Source organism: Aquimarina mycalae (assembly GCF_029906345.1).
In the GTDB taxonomy this organism is placed as follows: Bacteria; Bacteroidota; Bacteroidia; order Flavobacteriales; family Flavobacteriaceae; genus Aquimarina.
On record NZ_JARYGY010000001.1, the window covers coordinates 520,807 to 544,126 of the forward strand.

Annotated in this window: 24 protein-coding genes; 7 read left to right on the forward strand and 17 right to left on the reverse strand. The window is 32.5% G+C overall.

Annotated elements, in window-relative coordinates; translation table 11 throughout:
* Positions 1-150: 150 nt before the first annotated feature.
* From QBK95_RS02235 to recR, 4 genes are all read right to left on the reverse strand, one after another.
* Positions 151-630: a hypothetical protein gene (locus QBK95_RS02235; RefSeq protein ID WP_280930089.1), complete on the reverse strand. Its 480-nt coding sequence runs from the start codon at positions 628-630 to the stop codon at positions 151-153.
* A gap of 325 nt (positions 631-955) precedes the next feature.
* The gene (locus tag QBK95_RS02240; RefSeq protein ID WP_280930091.1) at positions 956-2,284 is read right to left on the reverse strand and encodes a dihydrolipoamide acetyltransferase family protein; all 1,329 of its coding nucleotides are present in this window, start codon (positions 2,282-2,284) and stop codon (positions 956-958) included.
* Positions 2,285-2,374: 90 nt separating this feature from the next.
* Positions 2,375-3,502 (reverse strand): glycosyltransferase family 2 protein, encoded by a 1,128-nt coding sequence (locus QBK95_RS02245; RefSeq protein WP_280931068.1) that lies wholly within the window; start codon positions 3,500-3,502, stop codon positions 2,375-2,377.
* A gap of 27 nt (positions 3,503-3,529) precedes the next feature.
* Positions 3,530-4,150, reverse strand: a complete 621-nt coding sequence (recR, locus tag QBK95_RS02250) for a recombination mediator RecR (RefSeq protein WP_280930093.1) — start codon at positions 4,148-4,150, stop codon at positions 3,530-3,532.
* Between the two features lie 454 nt (positions 4,151-4,604).
* Here recR and QBK95_RS02255 point away from each other — a divergent pair, with 454 nt between their 5' ends.
* The 3 genes from QBK95_RS02255 (at position 4,605) to secA (ending at position 9,137) form a co-directional block, all read left to right on the forward strand.
* Entirely contained in the window at positions 4,605-5,180 is a 576-nt protein-coding gene (locus tag QBK95_RS02255; protein ID WP_280930096.1) for a cob(I)yrinic acid a,c-diamide adenosyltransferase, read from the forward strand.
* A gap of 140 nt (positions 5,181-5,320) precedes the next feature.
* Positions 5,321-5,542 carry a DUF2795 domain-containing protein gene (locus QBK95_RS02260; RefSeq protein ID WP_006989959.1) on the forward strand — a complete coding sequence of 74 codons (222 nt, stop codon included), beginning with the start codon at positions 5,321-5,323 and terminating at the stop codon, positions 5,540-5,542.
* A 238-nt stretch (positions 5,543-5,780) separates the two neighbouring features.
* A complete protein-coding gene (gene secA, locus QBK95_RS02265) occupies positions 5,781-9,137 on the forward strand; it encodes a preprotein translocase subunit SecA (protein WP_280930120.1) in 3,357 nt (1,118 codons plus the stop codon).
* Positions 9,138-9,217: 80 nt separating this feature from the next.
* Here secA and QBK95_RS02270 read toward each other — a convergent pair whose 3' ends face one another.
* The 7 genes from QBK95_RS02270 to QBK95_RS02300 form a co-directional block, all read right to left on the reverse strand.
* Complete coding sequence (locus tag QBK95_RS02270) at positions 9,218-9,826, reverse strand: hypothetical protein (protein WP_280930122.1); 609 nt, start codon at positions 9,824-9,826, stop codon at positions 9,218-9,220.
* Positions 9,823-10,161 carry a PadR family transcriptional regulator gene (locus QBK95_RS02275; RefSeq protein ID WP_280930124.1) on the reverse strand — a complete coding sequence of 113 codons (339 nt, stop codon included), beginning with the start codon at positions 10,159-10,161 and terminating at the stop codon, positions 9,823-9,825. The genes QBK95_RS02270 and QBK95_RS02275 overlap by 4 nt, the downstream gene beginning before the upstream one ends.
* Positions 10,162-10,732: 571 nt before the next feature.
* Entirely contained in the window at positions 10,733-11,374 is a 642-nt protein-coding gene (locus tag QBK95_RS02280) for a hypothetical protein (protein ID WP_280930127.1), read from the reverse strand.
* A 356-nt stretch (positions 11,375-11,730) separates the two neighbouring features.
* Positions 11,731-12,420 carry a peptidoglycan DD-metalloendopeptidase family protein gene (locus QBK95_RS02285; protein WP_280930128.1) on the reverse strand — a complete coding sequence of 230 codons (690 nt, stop codon included), beginning with the start codon at positions 12,418-12,420 and terminating at the stop codon, positions 11,731-11,733.
* On the reverse strand, positions 12,420-13,748 hold the full coding sequence (locus tag QBK95_RS02290) for a flavin-containing monooxygenase (protein ID WP_280930130.1): 1,329 nt from the start codon (positions 13,746-13,748) through the stop codon (positions 12,420-12,422). Before QBK95_RS02290 ends, QBK95_RS02285 begins: the two co-directional genes overlap by 1 nt.
* A gap of 90 nt (positions 13,749-13,838) precedes the next feature.
* A complete protein-coding gene (locus tag QBK95_RS02295; protein ID WP_280930132.1) occupies positions 13,839-14,231 on the reverse strand; it encodes a hypothetical protein in 393 nt (130 codons plus the stop codon).
* Positions 14,215-14,802 (reverse strand): RNA polymerase sigma factor, encoded by a 588-nt coding sequence (locus QBK95_RS02300; protein ID WP_280930135.1) that lies wholly within the window; start codon positions 14,800-14,802, stop codon positions 14,215-14,217. Before QBK95_RS02300 ends, QBK95_RS02295 begins: the two co-directional genes overlap by 17 nt.
* A gap of 149 nt (positions 14,803-14,951) precedes the next feature.
* Here QBK95_RS02300 and QBK95_RS02305 point away from each other — a divergent pair, with 149 nt between their 5' ends.
* On the forward strand, positions 14,952-15,302 hold the full coding sequence (locus tag QBK95_RS02305; RefSeq protein WP_280930137.1) for a DUF6249 domain-containing protein: 351 nt from the start codon (positions 14,952-14,954) through the stop codon (positions 15,300-15,302).
* Positions 15,303-15,398: 96 nt separating this feature from the next.
* Here the strand turns inward: QBK95_RS02305 and QBK95_RS02310 are convergent, their stop codons facing one another.
* The 5 genes from QBK95_RS02310 to QBK95_RS02330 form a co-directional block, all read right to left on the reverse strand.
* A complete protein-coding gene (locus tag QBK95_RS02310; RefSeq protein ID WP_280930139.1) occupies positions 15,399-16,034 on the reverse strand; it encodes a hypothetical protein in 636 nt (211 codons plus the stop codon).
* A gap of 362 nt (positions 16,035-16,396) precedes the next feature.
* Positions 16,397-16,699 (reverse strand): hypothetical protein, encoded by a 303-nt coding sequence (locus QBK95_RS02315; RefSeq protein ID WP_280930140.1) that lies wholly within the window; start codon positions 16,697-16,699, stop codon positions 16,397-16,399.
* A gap of 253 nt (positions 16,700-16,952) precedes the next feature.
* Positions 16,953-18,329, reverse strand: a complete 1,377-nt coding sequence (locus QBK95_RS02320; RefSeq protein WP_280930142.1) for a hypothetical protein — start codon at positions 18,327-18,329, stop codon at positions 16,953-16,955.
* Positions 18,301-18,912, reverse strand: a complete 612-nt coding sequence (locus QBK95_RS02325; protein ID WP_280930145.1) for a hypothetical protein — start codon at positions 18,910-18,912, stop codon at positions 18,301-18,303. The genes QBK95_RS02320 and QBK95_RS02325 overlap by 29 nt, the downstream gene beginning before the upstream one ends.
* A complete protein-coding gene (locus QBK95_RS02330) occupies positions 18,896-19,387 on the reverse strand; it encodes an RNA polymerase sigma factor (RefSeq protein ID WP_445012618.1) in 492 nt (163 codons plus the stop codon). Before QBK95_RS02330 ends, QBK95_RS02325 begins: the two co-directional genes overlap by 17 nt.
* Before the next feature lie 293 nt (positions 19,388-19,680).
* Between QBK95_RS02330 and QBK95_RS02335 the strand changes: the two genes are divergently transcribed.
* Positions 19,681-19,908: a hypothetical protein gene (locus QBK95_RS02335; RefSeq protein WP_280930149.1), complete on the forward strand. Its 228-nt coding sequence runs from the start codon at positions 19,681-19,683 to the stop codon at positions 19,906-19,908.
* A 6-nt stretch (positions 19,909-19,914) separates the two neighbouring features.
* On the opposite strand, the gene QBK95_RS02340 is transcribed toward QBK95_RS02335, so the two are convergent.
* Positions 19,915-21,513, reverse strand: a complete 1,599-nt coding sequence (locus QBK95_RS02340; protein ID WP_280930151.1) for a phytoene desaturase family protein — start codon at positions 21,511-21,513, stop codon at positions 19,915-19,917.
* An 86-nt stretch (positions 21,514-21,599) separates the two neighbouring features.
* Between QBK95_RS02340 and QBK95_RS02345 the strand changes: the two genes are divergently transcribed.
* Both QBK95_RS02345 and meaB read left to right on the forward strand, forming a co-directional pair.
* On the forward strand, positions 21,600-22,157 hold the full coding sequence (locus QBK95_RS02345; RefSeq protein ID WP_280930153.1) for a DUF2911 domain-containing protein: 558 nt from the start codon (positions 21,600-21,602) through the stop codon (positions 22,155-22,157).
* Positions 22,158-22,253: 96 nt separating this feature from the next.
* Positions 22,254-23,318: a methylmalonyl Co-A mutase-associated GTPase MeaB gene (gene meaB, locus QBK95_RS02350; protein ID WP_280930154.1), complete on the forward strand. Its 1,065-nt coding sequence runs from the start codon at positions 22,254-22,256 to the stop codon at positions 23,316-23,318.
* Positions 23,319-23,320 lie beyond the last annotated feature (2 nt).

The following is a 23,320-nucleotide window of genomic DNA, read 5'->3' on the forward strand; positions in this document are numbered from 1 at the left end:
TGATTAAAATCTAGGTAATCATATCATTATGGATACTAAAAAGAAACAATTTATCTTAGAAAGATGCTATTTGAAGAAAAGCTATCTAACATAAATACCTATCCTATTCATATGCACTGGTCATAGAACGACAAATATCTATTGAAGATTTTAAATGCTTTTTGTAACTAATACTTTACCTTCTTTCTTTGCTTTAGTATCCATCGAGGCACCAATTGCCAATCCTATAGACATACCAATCATCATTCCGAAAGTCATTCCGTAAACCAAGCCATTAGAACCTCCATAAATGATTCCAAAGGTCATTCCTAAACTCATCCCCAAACACATACCGACACTCATACCCATAGCAATAAAATATTCCTCAGATATTAGAGAAAGTTCTTTTTTTAAATAACTCGAAAACTCAGTAAGTTTTTGCTTGAAATATTTTTTTCTATTATCTCGATCCACATCAACAGCCAAAACATCTAGTCTATCTTCGATTGCCTGTAACTGTTCATCAGATAAATCCCTATTGTCCAACTGAGATAAAATAGCAATGAATTTTTTATATACTCGTATTTCGGATTTTTCATCCGTTTCAGTAACTAGATTCTTAAAAAACTTAGATGCTTCATTAATTTTCATAGTGTTGAGTTTAATTTTAAATTGTATGCTAACTATTTATTAGTACCTATACTACTCATTTTGTTACAAAAACATGTGCAGAATTAAAAACTATACTGGCATAGTGTATACATATCGCATTGAACATTATACCATATTTGAAAAACACACTATTTTTTAGGCCCATACCTAAGTTATACATCTAATCTTTTTAGCTTTTCTGTATAAGGGATATCATCAGAATTCTTAACCAATTGAAACATTATATCTTTAAAACCATCTGTATTTATAAAAAAACCACGACAATTCTTGTCGTGGTTTCTCGATGATTTTTATTTAAATTATCTTAGAATTCTCTATTTACATCAAAAGCTTCTAGGTAATCTTTTACACGTTGTACAAACTGCCCTCCTAAAGCTCCATTCACCACTCTATGATCATAAGAGTGCGACAGGAACATTTTATAACGGATACCAATAAAATCTCCATCTGGTGTTTCAATGACTGCAGGTACTTTGCGAATCGCTCCTAGCGCCAGAATTGCAACCTGTGGTTGATTGATAATAGGTGTTCCCATGATACTACCAAAAGTACCCACATTAGTTACTGTATAAGTTCCGCCCTGGATATCATCTGGCTTCAGTGCATTGTTACGCGCTCGGTTTGCCAAATCATTTACCGCTTTAGTCATCCCAACAAGATTTAACTGATCTGCATTTTTAATTACAGGTACAATTAAATTACCATCAGCTAAGGCTGCTGCCATACCCAAATTGATATTTTTCTTTTTGATTACCGTATCTCCCGATACAGAAATATTAATCATTGGAAAATCTCTTATTGCTTTTGCAACCGCTTCCATAAAAATTGGAGTAAATGTTAGATTTTCTCCTTCTCTTTTCATGAAATCTCCTTTTACCTTTTTTCTCCAGTTCCAGATATTGGTTACATCTGCTTCAATAAATGATTGCACATGAGCGGATGTTTGTACAGATTCTACCATATGATGAGCAATCAATTTACCCATCCTGGTCATTTCTATAATCTCATCCTCTCCAGAAGCAACTACTGGAGCTGCTTTAGGCGCTTCAGCTTTCTTAACTGGTTTTGTAGAAGCTACTTTTGCCTCGGATACTACTGGAGCAACAGGAGCAGTAGTTTTGCCCGCTTTACGATCTTCTACAAATCGTAGGATATCGTTTTTGGTTACTCTACCATCTTTACCTGTTCCAGATATATTTTCTAATTCTACTACAGAAACTCCTTCTGCGACAGCAATGTTTTTTACTAATGGAGAATAAAATTTAGAACTCTCAGAAAAATCGGTTTTAGCAGTTACTGTTTCAGTAACAGCAGCGATCTCTGTTTCGATCACTTCTGCTGCTGCAGGGGTTGTTTCTACCGTTTCTTGTGGTTCAGCTACAGTACCTTCTCCTTCGGTTTCAATAATAGCTATCGTCTCACCTACCTTTACTACATCATCAACTTCAAAAAGTCTTTCAACCAATACACCTTCTACTTCACTTGGGACTTCGCTATCTACCTTGTCTGTAGCAATTTCCAATACTGCATCGTCCATTTCGATAGTTTCTCCAACTTCTTTTAACCAAGTTGTTATTGTTGCCTCTGCAACACTCTCACCCATCTTTGGAAGTTTAAGCTCAAATTTTGCCATATTCTTAATCAAAGGTATTTATTAGTTATATTTTTTGCGAAATTAATAAAAGTTATGCTCTTAAATTAATTTTTATCTATTAAAGTTTTTCTAAAAAGTGATTACTTCACCTTTTCCATCACTAAAATCACTACCCAATATAAAGTTACATCCTACAGGCCTGATTTTAAAGGTCAAGTTCGGTTTTTTTAATCGTTCCATTTCATAAATAATGTTACCGAAACTCATAAACTCATTGTCAAAGATAAGTTCGTTATTAGTATATCCCAAATTCTGTATAGATTCTAAAGCAATAAAAGGTACTTTTTTTTGTAATTTATCAGTAAGTTGTTGCCTTAATAATTCATTTTCCGAAACTAGATAATATTGATCTATATCTCGTTTTTCTTTATGATGGTTTTTAAAAGATTGAATAATCGATGTTATTCTGATTCCGATAGAGACTATAAAATCTAATACCCAGTTACTTTTAAAGTGTTTACGATAAAACAATCGCATTGCTCCATAAAATCGTTTAATATATTCTGTATTACGATCTGTGCTCTCTCCTTTATAATGAATTACAGGAATCGAACCAATATAATAGTTTTCTAAGCCTTTCTTTTTCATTTTATAGGATAGGTCAATATCTTCTCCATACATAAAATAATCCTCATCAAAACCCTCTACAGATTGATAATCTCTTTTTTTGACAAGAATAAAAGCTCCTACTAAAATATCTATATCTCCTATTCCTTTTTCTGATATATGATCTGCATAATAGTTTTTCACTTTACCCAGTTTAACACCAAATAATCTTCTAAAAGATGTTAGCGGTGAAGGGACATTGCGTTTACTCTCAGGTAAAAAATTACCAGTTCCATCAATCAATCTAGGACCAACCATCCCCATTTGAATTAACTGCTCTGATGTTTTAATAATATTGATAAATGTATCTTCTCCAACTACAGTATCTGGATTAAGAATACAGATATATTCTCCTTTTGCCAAAGTGACTCCTTGATTATTTGCTTTAGCAAAACCAATATTCTCTTTATTCTCAATCAATGTGACTTCAGGAAATCGTTCTTTAACCATTGCACAACTACTGTCTTTAGAATTATTATCAATCACAATAATCTCAGCATCTAATCCAACAATAGCCTTTTGCACACTTAGTATACAAAGCTCTAAAAAGTAACGTACATTATAATTAAGGATGATTACAGATAATTTCAGAAGATAGACTTTTAAAAGTGGAACATATTATGAACTTCTCAGTGCATTTTCAAAAGGAATACGATTAACAATACTTCTACCTAAGGTTACTTCGTCTGCATACTCTAATTCATCATTTACACCAATTCCTCTAGCAATTGTAGCTATTTTTATTTCTACACCTTCTAATTGTTTATAAATATAAAAATTGGTTGTATCGCCTTCCATGGTTGCGCTAAGTGCAAAAATCAGTTCTTGCACTGTTCCTGATTTTGCTTTTTCTACAAGCGTATTAATTGTAAGATCTTGCGGCCCTATTCCATCCATCGGGCTTATTTTCCCTCCTAAAACATGATACAAACCGCGATATTGACTTGTACTTTCTATTGCCATTACATCTCTAATATCTTCAACCACACAAATTGTATCTTGGACCCTGTTAGGATTACTACAGATATCACATACATCGACATCACTTATACTGTGGCATTTTTTACAAAATTTAACATCCTTACGCAAGGTTCCCAGAGCATTTACCAAATGCTGGGTTTGCGTTTCAGGTTGTCGCAGCAGGTGTAACACTAATCTTAATGCCGTTCGTTTACCAATACCAGGCAACTGCGACATTTCATATACTGCATTTTCTAATAATTTTGATGAAAATTCCATAGGGATACAAATGTACTAAAATAGTATCTGAGTTTGTTAGTTTATATGCCTATGAGTTTATAGGTCGACCGTAAAAAAATATACATCAAACAAACTACTACTTATTAACTCCAATACTGTCTTATTTAAGTACTAAAATACTCACCACTATTTATTACATTTACCCTAAAAGAAGAAAATCATGTTTGATGCACTTTCTGAAGAAACCCAACTTGTATTAGTAATAATTGGAATCGCCTTATTATTTTTTATTGTGAGGTGGAATTCTGGGAGAAATAAAAAAAAGCTTTATCATCGGGATACAAGGGATTTTAGGAAGAATTATTTTAACAAAAAGAAAAAATAACCTTTAGATGGTTATAGGTTACTGCATATACTGATAGCATTTGTATACAGCTAACAAAAGCAAAGAAAGATATTTCGAATCACAAAATAGACAATCAAGAAAACACACATGAAGATTTATACAAAAACGGGGGATAAAGGTACTACAGCCTTATTTGGAGGCACCAGAGTTCCTAAACACCATATCCGTATAGACAGTTACGGAACTGTGGACGAGTTAAACTCTCACATTGGTTTGATTAGAGATCAACAAATTGATGAATTAAGTAAGCAGGTTTTAATTAATATTCAGGATAAACTTTTTACAGTTGGGGCAGTATTGGCTACAGATCCAGAAAAAGCAGTTTTAAAAAGCGGGCAAAAACGATTGAACATCCCTACTATTTCTATCGAAGACATCGAACTTTTAGAAAACGAAATGGATCGTATGAATGAATCCTTACCGCCAATGACACACTTTGTATTACCTGGTGGACATCAAACTGTGTCATTCTGTCACATTGCACGCTGTGTATGCAGAAGAGCCGAGCGTTTAGCAACTGCCTTGTATGAATTAGAGCCTTTTGAGGAGACCACTTTGCAGTACCTAAACAGACTATCTGACTACCTATTTGTACTGGCACGAAAGTTGTCCAATGATTTGCAGGCAGATGAGATACAATGGATTCCTCAAAAAAATTCTTGATCTCTTGGAATCGCCAAAAAATTAGTAAAGGGAGACCTCAAAAAATCACGTTCTTATAATTATTGTTTAAATAATTAATTTTTTACTTGACTTTTTAAACTAAAAAATTATTTTTGCAAAAAAATTAAACCAGTAAGCATATGTATTGGACTTTAGAATTAGCATCTTATTTAAGTGATGCACCTTGGCCAGCAACCAAAGATGAGTTAATTGACTATGCAATTCGTACGGGAGCACCGCTAGAGGTTGTAGAGAATTTACAATCCATTGAAGATGAAGGAGATTCGTATGATTCTATAGAAGAGATATGGCCAGATTATCCTACAGATGAAGATTATCTTTGGAATGAGGATGAATATTAAAAAAATATTTAAATAGTATTAAAAGTCTCGCAAGAGGCTTTTTTTTTGCGTAAATTACGCCACTTTTAAAGCTATTATATAGCTTAAAAGTATTGTATAATATTGCCGTTGAGGCGTTGAGATCACAGTAGATTCCAAGAATTGGAGTCTATCATAAAAGTTACCTCAAAGAGGTTCAGCTAATTAGTTTCATTTTTGAAATTAAAATCTCATTAAAAAAAACACATAACCATAAATCATGGGAGTTTTAGATTCTGTATTAAAAGTATTCGTTGGAGATAAATCCAAAAAAGATATAAAAGAAATCCAACCAAAGGTTGAGTTAATAAAAAAAGCTGCTCAGGGTGTTGCAGCACTTTCTGATAATGAGCTTCGAGCTAAGACATTAGAATTTAAGAATCTTATTAATGAAGCTCGTGCTGAAATTAATACTAAAATAGATTCGCTTACCGATGAGGCTGATGCTACCGAAGATATCGATAGAAAAGAGGAAATCTATGGAGAGATTGACAAATTAAAGAAAGATTCCTACGAAGTAACAGAAAAAACATTGAATACAATCTTACCAGAAGCTTTTGCTATAGTGAAAGAAACTGCTAAAAGATTTGCAGAAAACGATACGATTACTGTAGAAGCTACAGCGTATGATCGTGAGCTTTCTGGTACCAGAGATCATATTACATTGGATGGTGATCAGGCAATTTGGTCTACAAGCTGGGATGCTGCAGGTAAAGAAGTAAAATGGGACATGGTACATTATGATGTACAATTAATAGGAGGTATTGCATTACACGAAGGAAAAGTAGCAGAAATGCAAACTGGAGAAGGTAAAACCTTGGTAGCAACACTACCAGTATACCTTAACGCTTTATCTGGTAATGGTGTACACTTGGTAACTGTGAATGATTATCTTGCACGTCGTGATAGCGAATGGATGGCACCAATCTTTCAATTCCATGGATTAACCGTAGATTGTATAGATAATCATAAACCTAACTCAGCAGAACGAAGAGCAGCATATAATGCTGATATTACCTATGGAACTAATAATGAGTTTGGTTTTGATTACTTGCGTGATAATATGTCTCATGCTCCAGAAGATCTGGTACAACGACCACACAATTATGCCATTATTGATGAGGTAGATTCTGTATTAATTGATGATGCGAGAACGCCACTAATTATTTCTGGACCCATTCCAAAAGGAGATATTCATGAATTTGACGAGTTAAAACCAAAAATTGCTGATATCGTTGGAGTACAGCAAAAATATTTAACCACAGTTCTTGCCGAAGCTAAAAAATTAATTAAAGAAGGAGATACTAAAGAAGGTGGTTTTAAGCTATTGCAAGTGTATCGTGGAATTCCTAAAAACAAAGCATTAATCAAATTCTTAAGTGAAGAAGGAGTAAAAATGTTACTTCAGAAGACAGAGAATTTCTATATGCAGGACAACAATCGTGAAATGCATAAGATTGATGCAGATCTTTATTATGTAATAGAAGAAAAGAATAACCAAATCGATCTTACGGATAAAGGTGTTGATTACCTTTCGGGTAAAGATGATCCAGATTTCTTTGTTCTTCCGCAAATTGGGATGGAAATTGCTAAAATTGAAGACTTAGGATTATCTAAAGAACAAGAAGCCGAAAAGAAAGAAGATTTATTTAGAGAATATAGTGTAAAAAGTGAACGTATACATACACTGCGTCAATTACTAAAAGCGTACTCCTTATTCGAAAAAGACGTAGAGTATGTAGTAATGGACAATAAAGTGAAAATTGTTGATGAGCAGACTGGACGTATTATGGATGGTCGTCGTTATAGCGATGGTTTACATCAGGCAATTGAAGCAAAAGAAAATGTAAAAATTGAAGATGCTACACAAACGTTTGCTACAGTTACACTACAGAATTATTTCCGTATGTACGGAAAATTATCAGGTATGACTGGTACTGCAGTTACAGAAGCAGGAGAGCTATGGGAGATTTATAAATTAGACGTAGTAGAGATTCCTACCAATAGACCTATTGCCAGAAAAGATAAAGAAGATTTAGTATACAAAACTAAACGTGAAAAATATAATGCAGTAATAGAAGAAGTTACCGAATTGTCTCGAGCTGGAAGACCAGTGCTAATTGGTACTACTTCTGTAGAAATTTCAGAATTATTAGGTAGAATGCTTACTATTCGTAAAGTTCCTCATAATGTACTAAATGCTAAGCTTCATAAAAAAGAAGCTGACATAGTTGCTGAAGCAGGTAATCCTGGAGTAGTGACTATTGCTACCAATATGGCAGGTCGTGGAACAGATATTAAATTATCCGACGAAGTAAAAGCTGCTGGTGGTTTAGCAATTATAGGTACAGAACGTCATGATTCTCGTCGTGTAGATAGACAGTTACGTGGTCGTGCTGGTCGTCAGGGAGATCCAGGAAGTTCTAACTTCTATGTATCCTTAGAAGATAACCTAATGCGTTTATTTGGATCAGAGCGTATCGCTAAAATGATGGATAGAATGGGATTGAAAGAAGGTGAGGTAATCCAGCATTCTATGATCTCTAAATCTATAGAAAGAGCTCAGAAAAAAGTAGAAGAAAACAACTTTGGTGTTCGTAAACGACTATTAGAGTATGATGATGTAATGAATGCACAACGTGAAGTAGTATACAAACGACGTTATCATGCATTATATGGAGAGCGTCTTCGTGTGGATCTTGCAAATATGATTTATGACACAGCAGAAGTAATTACCGAAGGAAACAAAAACGCACAAGATTTTAAGAACTTTGAGTTTGAGTTAATCCGTTATTTCTCGATGAGTAGTCCTATTTCTAATGAGGAATTCGAGAAAATGGACACATTAACCATAGCAGGAGAAGTTTACAAAGCCGCTTACGAACATTATCAGGACAAGATGAGACGTAATGCGGAAGCTGCATATCCTGTGATTAAGCAGGTATATGAAGACCCTTCTAGTAAATACGAACGTATTTTGGTTCCTTTTACTGATGGCGTAAAAAGTTTAAATGTTGCAACCAATCTGCAAAAAGCATATGAAACAGAAGGAAAGCAATTAATAACAGATTTCGAGAAAAATATTACACTAGCCATTATTGATGATGCATGGAAAACACATCTACGAAAAATGGATGAGTTAAAACAAAGTGTACAGCTAGCGGTTCATGAGCAAAAAGATCCTTTATTAATCTATAAATTTGAAGCTTTTGAATTATTTAAAGCAATGATTGAAGAAGTTAATAAAGATGTTATTTCTTTCTTATTCAAAGGAGAATTGCCAACTGGTAATACTCAGGACATCTCTGAGGCACGCCAAGTACGTCGAAAAGAAAAACTAGAAACTTCTAAAGAAGAAATTCCTAATATGGACGAACGTGCTGCTCAAAACAGAGCCGCAGGACAAACGCAACAACGTCCGCAAGTAACAGAAACGATAGTTCGCGAGCAACCTAAAATTGGTCGTAATGACAAAGTCACTATCAAACATGTAATGAGTGGAGAAAATAAGACGGTTAAATACAAACAAGCCATCCCTCTAATTGAAAAAGGAGAATGGGTACTTGTAAGTGAATAGATCTTACAAAGGTTTTAAAATAAAAAGAACCCTGAAGCTAAATACTTCAGGGTTCTTTTATATTATTTTAGATTATCGTGTTAGACAACGGAACGCTTGTACATTGTAAAGAATAAAAATGGTAAATACCCTATTGCAAAGATAAAAGCTCCTGCCAATAACAATACCTCAGCTCCCATCCAATGCATCATTTTAAACAATCCAGATAAACCTACAATAACACCAGAAACGCAGCCCAAAATAATCTTTAATCTTTCAGAAAGTGTTTTGGCAATTGCAACTTTATACCTATCGAAAGCCAACATAGGTACAAAAACTAATAACAGCAATAAAAAGCCAGCTATAAAAAGTTTATTCGCTCCAGGATACCACAATATTTTAAATGTAATCCCTGCGGTCAATGTTAGCGCACCAATAAATCCTATAAAATACATTAATCTTTTCATCATAATAATTCGTTTTGAGTTTAATAAAAAAAATGTTCTACGTTCTATGTCGATCAAACCGTTAGGCGCTAATTCTAATATAGCACCTTGAAATGATTGATCGAATGTTTTACCAGCTTTTAACTCGCTCTCGACAACACAACATAAATGATCTATTATATCATCTCGCAACGCTGGTAACTTTAATCCCTGTTTATCTACAAAGACCTTGATCTTCTCTTCCTGTTCTGCACTTAACTTCATATAATATCTAACTTCGGAAAAATAACTTTATTAAGAGTTAACATAAAATCTTTAAGCTCTTCTATACACAAGACCTTCTCCTTCTTACCTTCTGTAGTAAGTAGATAATACTTTCTAATTCTTTTACCTATATACTCTTCTTCACAAGTCAACAAGCCATCCTTCTTCATTTTTTGTAAAGCAGGATATAGTGATCCATCTTTTAATAAGATTTTTCCATCTGATCGCTCTTTTACCTGCTGAAAAATCTCATAACCATACATCCTCCCATTTTCTGATAAAAGATTCAGAATGATAACTGACAAGGTTCCTTTAAGTAGTTCTTTTGAATACATAGGACAAATATACATAAAATTACAATACATCACAATTCTATGTATTATTTTTATATATTCCAATAGCACCTATTGTGAATAAAACATCTATTTTACTCATCATTTCTATATATCTATTCTGATAACAGCACTGTCACAGAAATCATCAAATATTAGCGCTAATAGCTACTAAAACACAGAGTTCGTAACTATTTTTTTTAAAATCTTGGGTTGTAAGATTAATCGAGGAAGGCAATCAAATTCGACAAAACAATTCGTCTTTAATTAATTCTTAAACCCACTGATAGAACATTTAACAATTGAGTATTATAAGGATATAAGTAATAATTACTCATTAATTAATTCTTCGACATGAATTAACGATGAAGATCTTTGCAAAGAGTTATCCAAGAAAATCGACAATCAGAAACAACTTACTGTCGTATTTTATTCATGGTGAAGGCAATGGGAATATATTCTGAAGGAAATTTTTTATGAATAACGTTTTGTATTTTACCAAAAAAAGTAAAGCGGATTCAAAATGAATCCGCTTTACTTTTTTTTAACTAATTTTCCCCTTAATATCTATCTATTATAGATCTGTAACGCTGTTTTGAGCTTCAGTAAACTTTTCAACAATTACAGAATCTCCTTTACTATTTTCTAAAAGATATACACCTACTGGTAATTGACTTAAATCTATAACATTTGTAGTTTTAGATAATACGTGGATTGTATCTTTAACTTCGAATAATTTTAATTTATCTCCTTCTTCAAAATCCAATACTACAATAACACTACCTTCTCTCTGAATAGCTAATTGGTTTTTCTGTGAACCTACATAACTTTCAATAGACTCTTCTTCTGCATTTATTTCTTCATTCTCCTCTAAAGCAATTTCTGCATCCCCATCAAGAGCAAACTCTTCATCCTGCATAACTACAGCTCCATCAATCATAAGTTCTTCTTCTAAACGATCAATAATGATAGACTTTCCTGCGCTATTTTCTAATAAATATGATCCAACAGGTAATTGACTAAGATCTATACGTGAATAAGATTTTGATAAAATATGATCTCCAGTTTCAAGTTCGAATAATTTTAACTTATCTCCATCTTCAAAATCCACCACCTCGACAGTTAAACCATCTTGGTAAACTGCAAGTTCACTATCCGTGTTAGCAAAGATTGAAATAGATAATAATAAACTGAATATTAAGGCTGTAACTTTCATAATTTTGGGGGCTTAGAAGTTAAAGTATTACTGTTTTACCTTACAAGTATAATGCTAAATACTTACCCCACCAACTAGTAATCAGACTTTTAGACGAAACAGTCCGTATTTTCGTTAAACTACCAAAAATATGTTAAAATAAACATTAAATAATTGATTTTCAGGTATTTATAAAATGTAAGTGCATTAAAAATCAGATTAAGTATTTATTTTAACCGTCAAAAAACACACATTACCCGTTTTAAAGTTCTTTTTTATTAAAATAGGAATAGCATTCATCCTATATGAAAGGATGAAATTACTTTATTGATTATGCTAATTCATTCCTATTCAATAAGTAAACTGTCGTAATTATATCAAATTTTCAATAAGAGATTGGGATCTGGGCAGTTCTGAAGAAAAAAATCAAGATCTCTTTTATTAGATACGCCAGGATAATCCCCCATACTTCCTTGCATATCTTTTATAATCTGAAAATGTAAATGTGGTGCATAGTCGCCATTTACGGTTGCATCTCCTAAAACTGCTAATACATCACCTTCGACAAAACGTTGCCCTATTTCTATAGTAGATATAGACTCTTTACTTAAATGTCCATATAGCGTATAAAAAGTAACATCTTTAATTATGTGTTCCAAAATAATAGTTGGTCCATAATCCCCGAAATTATCATTATTCTGAAAACTATGAACTTTTCCTGTTAAAGGAGCAAGCACCTTAGTCTCAGCATCACACCAAACATCCAACCCCAAATGTATATTACGTTCGGTTTCTGGATCTTGTTGATTAAAATGTACGCTTCTATTATAAATTGCGCGTGTTTCATTATAACCTCCATAGGCGACCTTAGCTCTTTTCGAAATCAAATATGCCTCTATATAATCCTCAAACTCATTAGATGATGATACATCTATTGCATTTAGCTTATTATTATGTATTGATAAATCAATAGCAACATATTCTTCTTTTAAAAAACCCGTATCTATTACTGGAATAAAATCTTGAGAAATACTCTCAATAAATTGAGAAAAGCGGTGAATAGTCATTAAGCACTTTTTGAAGTAATTTTTGGTTCTTTAGAAATCCAGTTCTTAGGCAGCTGTTTTAATAAAGACTTTCTAAATTTATGATAATCTACAGTTATTGTATGTCTTGGAGTATCAATCTGTTTATAATGCGGATGCGTAACTTCTCTTTCGCAGAGTTTCTTGATATTTACTGGCATGTTCCATGTTCCTGTTAAATAATTAGCCAATACCTTACTTTGCAATTCTGATCCTGGCCAGATACAACCTAAAGGCTGAAACATTCCCACAAAAAATAAATTATGATATTCTTTATGAAACATCTTTAGGTATAATGGAACTGCACCTGTACTATAATCAATCAAAGATGTATCAAAAAACGAATGCTTTAACACGTACCCAGTACAGGCAATAATCACATCAAAATCTTCTTGAGTTCCATCTTTAAAATGAACTGTATCTTGATCGAGTTTTTCTATATCTACCTTAGGATGGACTTTTCCATGCCTTACTTTATACAGCAATTCATCATTAATAGTTGGGTGTGTTTCGCCAAACTTTGTTTTAACCTCTTGCAAGCCATACAATTTATTTTTACCCAATAGTATATTAAGCAACCTATCATTAAACCAGCTTCTGATTTTTACAGGAAGCCAAGATGATCTAGCTCCTACTATATCCGAAGGCAACCCAAAAAAGAACTTAGGTATGATTCTGTATCCTCTACGCCAACTAATAGCTGTTCTTTTACTTACTCTGCTGGTTTCTACGGCAACGTCACAGGCAGAATTACCACCACCAATCACCAAAACTCTTTTGTTTTTAAAAGGAGCAGCTTTTTTATAAGTATGCGAGTGCATAAATTCTCCTTTAAAGCTACCAGGATACTCTGGAATCCTAGGAACTGAATGATGTCCGTTACAAACTACTAAATCGGTAAACGACTCGGATCTTTCTTTTCCGTTTTGTACAATTATAACATTCCATTCTTTATCACTAATCCGTTTACAATGTTTTACAATTGTTTCAAACTCTATATAAGGATACAGATCAAATTGCTTTGCATACGCCTGAAAATACCTTCTTAATTCATCATGAGATGGATAATCTGCTACAGAAGGATCAAAATCATCAAAAGTATAATCTTCGTATTGAGATAATGTTTTGGAACTTATGATATGAGTTGTTTCAAATACGCTAGAATGACTTATGTCTTCAGAAAAAATCCAATTCCCTCCTACTTCATTATTACGATCATACGCAACAACATCCAGGTTCTTATCTTTTAAATTTTTAAGTGCAGTAATACCACTTGGTCCTGCTCCAATAATACATACTCTTTGTTTCATAAACTAATTATAACAAACAAGTATGTAAAATAGAGAATGTATTGAAGTTTAAAAAATATTTTATGATTTTAGTAGTATAAATTCTTCAATTCACAAAGCAAACCTTCTATCAATTCTCCTTTTAATTATTGTAATCTGAACAACAAACAATACAGTCATAAATATAATTCCATAGATCGTAGTGGTATGGAACTTAAAACCAGCAAGAGGGTTCTTAAAGCCTTTTTCAGCAAGAAAAGAAAGTTCTAATCTATCCATAATCGAAGTACCTTCGGATAGAAATAAACCGAAAGCTAATAGACCAATAGAAAAAACGCTAATCATCATCCAACTTTTTTTAGATATCAAAGGTGTATATAAGGTAGATGCTTTTGTTGAAGTGATTTTTACCTCGTTCATTACGTTATGTAAAAAATCATTAGATGGATGTTCTACACCAGCTTCTTTAACCAAGTTCTTTATATCATTATATTGCTTGTCCATTTTTAGTATTTATTTCTGGTGAAATATGATGCTTCAATATCGAATATAGTTTTTTTCTACTTCGATATAACTTTATTTTTATATTATCTTCTGTTAATCCTACGATTTCCTTAATTTCTTTTACACTTTTCTCATCATAATAATACAATGTTATAATTGCTGCTTCCACTTCAGGGAGCGTAAGTATACTATCAGATATTATTTGCTTTCTTTCTTTATCTTGCAAATAACTTAATGCATCGTTAACCAATCCTGCCTCACCTTCGCTTATCTCCTCTATCAACTCTGTAGAAGTAAATCGTTTTTTTGCTTTAATAGCATCCAAACTCTTCCTATATGCAATCGTATATAACCAAGTCGAAAATTTAGCTTCTCCTCTATAATTTGATAATGATTTATACGCTTTTATAAATGCATCCTGCGCTACTTCTTCGGCTTCTTCATTATTTCTAATCATTCTATACACTACAGTATATACCAGATTCTGATAACGTTCTACTAAGAACGAAAACGCATTAGTATCTCCTCCAAGCACTTGCTCTATATAATATTGATCTGATTGATGGTTCATTTATTCATAAGACGATACATTCTGATCACAGGTTACACCATATTACTAAAAAGATACAAAATATATTTTTCTTGATATTTTTGTAACCAGATAGGAATAGTAAACGTCATAGTTAAAAAACGAACAGTTTAATCTTTAAATTTAACATTATGAGTTTGATCGACGCACTAATACCACTATCCATATTTGCATGTATTTTTGGTATTTTTTATTTATTTGTTACTGCAAGGAATAAAGAAAGAATGGCCCTTATTGATAAAGGAGCAGATGCCTCAATTTTTTACAGTAGTAAAGAAAAAAGAGTTACTCCAGTATGGAAAGTATTTATTCTTAATTTCTCCTTATTACTTATGGGTATTGGATTAGGTATTTTTATTGCTGGTATTCTTCATTACTCCTTAGGAATAGAAGAAGAAATTGCTTTTCCAGGTACTATCTTTTTAATGGCTGGTGCAGGATTATTTACCGGTTTTACAATGACCAAAAATTTAGACAAATAATCACCTTAGTTTATTTTAAATAATAAAGACCTATCATTTCTGATAGGTCTTTCCCCCAAATTCTACTTATTTATAAATAAATAAATTTTAATTTTTCTAGTTATAAGCTACTATAGTACCATCTTGCACATCTTCAAACATCTCAATCACAACAGACTGTCCATAGTTGTTTTCTAAAATATACTTACCTGCAGGTAGTTGTGCTAAATCAACCGTTTCAGTTGTTTTAGATAATACGTGAACTTTATCAACTACTTCAAATAATTTAATCTTATCTCCTTCTTCAAAATTTAATACAGTAACAAGATCTCCTTCTCTTAAAATGTCTAAAGGATTTAATTCAGATTTAGAATAGTAATTTTCTAACTCTTCCTCAACGCTCATATCGTTAACTGGCATTGCATCACTATCTCTTTCTACTATATAATCAGTTCCTAATGCTTCATCTATTATGATATCGATATCTGTTTTTTCTATAACCACAGACTGACCTTCATTATTTTCTAACAAATATTTACCTGATGGTAATTGACTAAGATCTATTTGCCCTCTTGTTTTAGACAATATATGATCACCTGTTTCTACTTCAAACAACTTAATTTTGTCTCCATCTTTAAAATCAACCACAACAACAACAAGACCTTCTCTTGCAATCTGCAAGTTGTCATCATTATTACGAGCATTAAGATTTACGAAGAAAAGTAAACCGAAAATAAATGCTAAAGTTCTCATTGTCTGGATTTTTAAATTGTAATATTATTACGTGATTACCTTACAATAATATTGTTAAATTATCGTTAGACGAAGAAAATAGGCAACTTTTAGATCAAATGATTTTGATTTTCGACCAATGACACAAAAATGTCACTTTTCCACACTTTACCACATCAAGACACTGTTTGTCAGTGTTTTAGGTTTGTTTTTTATTAAAAACATAGATGAAAAGCACATTATCTAGGTGAATACCTCAAAAAAGAAAAGTCTAATAGTTCTGATTTCCTAACAATAATGTTAACAATACGTGTAAAATGATAATTAAATTAACATTAACCCGTGTAATTTATAAATCATTCCTTAGTTCTTTTGAACTATTTTTATTTAACGTAATGTTCTTCGTCAACGAATTTCTTCTCGACAACAACTTTTCGTCCTTTTTTATCGATTAAAAGGTATTTACCAATTGGAAGTTGGCTTAGATCGAAGATTCCTCTTTTGGTTTTGTAGGTAATAATTTTACCTGTTCTTAACTCAAACAATTTTACTTTGTCCCCATCTTTAAAATCCACTACAGTTATAATATCTCCGTTACGGCTAACGATAAGATCTTCATCTGACCAATTATTCCCAAACAAAACTGTAGCACAGAATAAAGAAAAAATTAGTAATAATTTTTTCATAAGCTACTAAAATTACATTAATATGATTTGTATTTTCCCACTTTAAATTTACTACAAAAACAGATTGTCTAAAAGGGTCTATGTAATTTTTAGCTTAATTTTTCTTATTCCAGATGAAATACACAAACAAGGGTTGTTTCAATTAAAAAATGTAATCTTATATTTACAAAAAAGACATAAAAACGGTTGTAAAAAAAGTCCTACCATATTGATTAGCAGGACTTTCTACAATTAACACACTATTATAAAAAATTTATTGTAATATGATATCGCTATATTTTGCATTGATGGTGATCACTTTATCTGTATTACGAGTTTTATGAAACCCATTAACAAATACATTTCCAAAGTTTTTTCTTGCTTTTGCTTCTATTGTTTTTGGTAAAGAGATTCTGCTCTGTACTCCGCTATAGGATATATTAAAAGCATTTTTAGGCAGATTTAATTTAAAATCACTATTCTCAACAGCGAGGTCTAAGGTATCAAATGATTCTGAAAGATTAGCAATAGTAATCGCTCCAAAACTACCAGATATAGCTCCATTTTCTTCTAATTCCTGAATAAAAATATTGCTCGAATCTGCATTTACTCTTAGATTCTTAGCATTCTGAATTCTACAATTTTTCACATAATTTACAGCCAATCTACCACTATTCCATTGTTTAATAGACACAGGAGAATAAGAAACTCTCACGAAGGTACGATCACCTTCTATAATATTAGCATCTAAGCTTGTATGCGATAAAGAAGCTATCATATTGGTAGTTTTCTCAGCAAGTTTAATATCACCATGGCGAATATTAAGTTTAAGTAATGCAGCTTTAGGCATTTTCACCTTTACAATTCTATCTATTTTTCCCGAATTAACTGATGAATTACTACTATAACTATAGACCATAACGTTAGCACCGTTTCTTTGCGTTATTTCTATATCTCCAGAGAATTGAGAGGCCCAAGCTTGCATTCTTTTTGCAAATTCTTCTCCTTCCCAATTTTGAGGAGTAATCGCTACCTGAGATTGTATTTTATTTGCATTTTTACTCAATTCATTCGTCCAGTTTTTTACTACATTTTCATAGTTATCTCCAAACTTTTCTTTTATTTGATCTCCCCACTGCTGGATGTACTTTTCCTCATTTTCTTTATACTTGTTTGTATCAAAATTCATACTAGCCAAGTTTTCAGAAAGTGCACTAGGCATGGGATTGTTTTCGATATTTTTTAAAATAGGCCCCAACATATCGGTAATCATTAATCCTAACATCTGAGATTCTGGAAGGTTCCTATTAGATGTAGCTGATATGTTTCCTCTCCAAAAATTTCCAGTAATAGAATTTAAAGTAATCTCACGACTGTTACCAATTGCTTCGATTCGCCAATTATGTAATAAGCGTTCTTTATTTTCTTCGGTAATATTCTCTCCTTCTATATAAGCTTCTATCTCAACCGAGTTTTTATTCCAAGTCTCAAATACAACCTGAGTATGGCTGGTATTTAAATTAATTATAACATCATTATTTACGACAAACTTCTCACTAAGTTTATGTTGTTTATCTTGGGCAAATAACCCTGCAAAACATACTACACTTAGAGTAATAAAATTAAGCTTGTATATCAGTGTAATTTTCATTTTCAATTTTTTCTAATTCTTTTAGTTTGTCTTTTAGTCTGTTTAGGAGTGCAAGTCTCAATGTTAAATTCTCCATCATTGCCTCTACACTTTGTAGGTTTGGACCGACTTCAATTAATTCTTTATTAAGATCTTGGTATTCTTTATCTAAATTTTCAAGTCTTTTCATAAAACTTTCTACCAATTCTCTATTTGTATCGTCAACGGTAATCTGAGATAATTCAAACTTTATACTGGTAAGTAAATAGTTTTCTGCTTTTTCGTACTCTGGAGATATTTCCGCAAGTGGTGATGTTTGCTTTGTTAACACTACCTTAGCATCTTTTACTAAAGGTGTATCTACATTCACCATCTGAGGTCCATCGATACTATTGCTTCCAAATTCATTAAAAGCAAACATAGAGACCGAAAGAATTACAACAACACTTGCCGCTACTCTAAGCCATCCATAATTAAATTTTCTGGCTTTAGCAGGCAGTTCTTCTTCTAATCTAGACATAAAACGTTGTTCATGTCCTTTTCTTAAATGTTCCGTAGGAATCCTGTTATCCTGTTTTAATAACTCTCTAATATCCTGTCCCATCTCTTAAATGTTTTAATTGATCCTGAAGCTGTTTTTTTCCTCTATGTACTAAAGTTCTTGATGCCACTGGAGTGATATCTAATATTTCGCTGATTTCTTTATGATCATATCCTTCAATCAAGAATAACATTACAGCATATTTATATTTTTCTGGCAATCTTTCTATTGCAGCCTTTACTTCATCAACTGTAGTAGAATCAGAAACAGACCAATCATTCTGCTCTTCTACTGTACCCATCACCTGTTCATTAATAGCAACCATGTTCATTTTTTTTGCTTTGAGCATATCAATACTCTTGTTAATCACTATACGCTTAAGCCAGGCTCCAAAGGTCACATCCCCTGTAAATTGGTGGAGTTTCATAAAAGCTTTGATAAAAGATTCTTGCATAGCTTCTTCTGCCTCAAAAGGATCTTTAAGGAATCTTAAAGCCACATAATACATACCATCACAGTACTTATTATAAAGCTTCATCTGTGCTTTACGATCATTAGACCTACATTGTTCTATTAGCTCGCTCTGTAACAAACTTATACGTATTTTGGTTAGTGATTACTTCTTTAAAACTGTTCTAATTACTATTCTTTACTAAAGACGAGGTTCAATACTCAGCTGTTGCAAAATTAAACATAAAAAATACCTAAAAAAACAGAAGGTGCTGAATATCAAAATATTAATAAAAAATTAACGACCAACAAAGTAAGCATTTTTAATAAATACCTACTATTTCTAAAATAATAAATTTAATAATTAATATGTCTTAAAAAATGTCCGATACAGCCAACTTAAATAGCAGCCCAAATTCTAAAGAAATTGAAAATGTAATTCACTTAATTAAAAACAATGTAGATTGCACAAAAGCCATTATTAATCATATAGATGATTTTCTCGAAACCAAACAATTACCAAAATCTATTTTGGATGCATTGATTACTCAGAGAAATGCTTGTGCTGTCAATATTATGAATTTTACAAGGGTAATGCATCATATATAGAAAAGCTTAATATTTAGCCGAAATTTCTTTAAATTGTTTACTCATATTCCATTTGATGATTGTAGCTGCAGTTAATATTCCGCTTGCCATGGCTCCGCCAACTCCAACCAATGTGATATCCTGACCCGTAAGATACAAGCCTTTTATATGTGTTCTTGGTCGTAATGCTCTAGATTTATATCGATCAGGTGCATGAGTAACGCCGTATATTTCACCCTTACTGTAATTACTAAATTTACGAGTAGAAACAGGTGTAGAGACCTCTGCATGAATAATATGATCTTCTAAATGAGGATACAGCTCTTTTAATAAAGACAATCCTTTATTTTTAAAATTATCTTTGATCTGATTATATGTTTCTCCTCTATTTAACCAAGGTTCATTTTCGAATTTACTAAAATCCTCATACCAGGCTCTACCTATTAACTGTATAGTTGCAGTATCGGGATGTTCTGAAGACCAAAGACTATCTTTTGCTGATGGAAATGAGATATATGCAAATGACAACTGGTCTTTTGATAAATTGTTCTTATCATTTAAAATTCGATCCGTATCCTTATCTGCATACCACCATATATTATACTTTGGCAATTTTAATGCTGCATCACTTTTGTTTAATCCAATATATAAACATAGGTGACAGGTAGAAGGTTTAATTTCTTTTAACGCTATGTGTTTCTTTCTTATAGTTTTTGGAGCTAATAAATGTTGAAATGTATTATGAGCTCCTGCGTTACTAATTACCCTTTTACAAGCATGTTCTTTACCATTAATTACTATGCCTTTTACAGATCTTTTAGAAGTAATGATTTTATCTACTTTCGCTTTAATAAATACCTGAACTCCCAGTGATTCCAGATTATCAATAATAGTTTCATGGATACGATTTGCACCTCCTCTTGGATAATGACCTCCTTCCATAAAATGATTAATCACAATGCAATGGGATGCAAAGCTACTTTCTTTTGGAGATAAACCATAGTTTCCGCATTGAGCACATAAAACTGCTATGAGTTCCTGATTATCAGTAATACTACTTAGCACCTCATAGGTTGTTCTTTCAGAAAGTGATCTTTGCATTCTTCTAAATATAGGTCCTAACGTAATACTTAGTAATCCTGGAAAAGCTTTTTGTGCAAAATACATCAAGTTCTTTTTTGTTGATTTTTGAAGTAACTCAAGGTATTTATCAATTGCCAATGTATCATCAGGAAAGTATTCATAAAACTTTTGCCTGAAATTTTCTTTCCCTCCAACGAACTCAAACTTACGATCTCCTATATACGCTACATCATAAGGATCTCCCATCGGATCCCACTTTAACTTATTATCAGACAAATAATTGAAAATCCTACGAAGTCCAGAATCTTCTTCCATATTTCCCACATAATGTACTCCTACATCCCATACCAATCCCTTACGCCTTTTAAAAGTATGAGTAAACCCTCCAGGTGTATAATGCTGTTCTAATACCACCACTTTTTTTCCTGATTTTGCTAAAAAAACTGCAGTACTAAGGCCTCCGATACCAGAACCTATTATTACATAAGTATCATCTGTAAAAGTAATATCTGAAGTAAATTTTTTATAGGATTTTTCGACCATAAATGAGTAGTAAGAGCCCAAAAATACATAAATATATGTATATTCAAATTTAAAATAGATTATCTTTAACTACCAAAATTTATAGTATGTCAAAACTTTTAAAGCGATTGCTAATTGCTGTAGTAGCAATTGTAATTGTTGGTTTAGTTGGGAGATCCTTTTTAAGATCTAGCACAAAAAAACATAGTCCCGAACAGATTGTAGAACATAGTAGTAAAAAGGCAAATTTCGAGGTATTCTATAATAGACCTTCGAAAAAAGGGAGAGTAATTTTTGGTGACTTAGTTCCTTTTGGAGAAGTATGGCGAACTGGAGCTAATGAAGCTACAACCTTTACAACAGATAACGACATTCTTGTTGATGGCAGCATTCTAAAAGAAGGAACTTATAGTTTATGGACCGTACCAAATCAAGATTCATGGAAAGTTATATTTAACGGGTATCAATATGATTGGGGCGTAAGTTTGATAGATGGTACACCAGCAAGAGATCCCGAATATGATGTATTAACTATAGAAGTTCCAGTACATAGATTGTTAAATGTTGTAGAACAATTTTCTATTTACTTTGAAGAAGCAAATAATTTTACTATCATGTATCTTGCCTGGGATCAAACCGCCATTGCGATACCTCTAAAATCATAGCTAACCGTTTTCTACTCTTATTGCTCAAAATAATAACAAGTTTACTAAAATGAATTTATAAATTTGTGCTAAAGCTATATTGTGAACACAAATCATATGGAACATCAAGATCAATCTTCTAAAACACCTTCTGGTACTAATCAGAGTGCTATTGATCGATTTAAAAACTTGCAAAGAAAAGATGTATCTATAACTCCAATATTTGAAGGAATTGTCTCTAAAAACACCACTTTTTTAAGTAAAGGAATAACGCTGGTAGAAAGTACTCAAAAAAAGCACTCAAAAAAAGCTCAGCTACTTATTGAAAAATGCTTGCCATATGCTAATAAATCCATAAGAATAGGAATCACAGGAGTTCCTGGAGTTGGAAAAAGTACTTTCATTGAGGCTTTAGGAAATCTCTTGATTAATAAAGGGAAAAAAGTAGCCGTCCTAGCAGTAGATCCTAGCAGCACAATTTCTGGAGGCAGTATATTAGGCGATAAAACAAGAATGGAATCACTAGTAAGGTCTCCTCAGGCTTTTATTAGGCCCTCTCCTTCTGGAAATTCTTTAGGTGGTGTAGCGCAAAAAACTCGTGAATCTATTATTCTTTGTGAAGCAGCAGGTTATGACATCATAATTATTGAAACTGTTGGAGTCGGGCAAAGCGAAACGGCTGTGCATGGTATGGTTGATTTTTTTCTTTTATTAAAATTGGCAGGAGCTGGAGATGAATTACAAGGAATTAAACGAGGGATTATAGAAATGGCAGACGCTATCGTAATCAATAAAGCTGATGGAGATAATCTTAAACGTGCTCGTGAAGCTAAAAATCAATTTAGAAAAGCACTTCACCTCTACCCGCTTGCTGATAGCAGTTGGTCTCCAGAAGTTTTAACTTGTAGTGCCATAGAAAATCTAGGGATTGAAGATGTATGGAAACTTATATTGAAATATCTGGCGATTACGACTAAAAATGACTTTTTTGAAAAAAACCGAATTCAACAAAACAAATTTTGGTTATTACAAACTATCGAAGAGCAATTAAAAAATTCTTTCTATAACGATCCTAAGATTAAGGATGTACTGTCAGAACAAATAGCAGCTGTGCAACAGCATAAAATAACTCCTTTTGCTGCGGCAAAATATTTATTAAAACTTAACAAAGAGATTACATAACA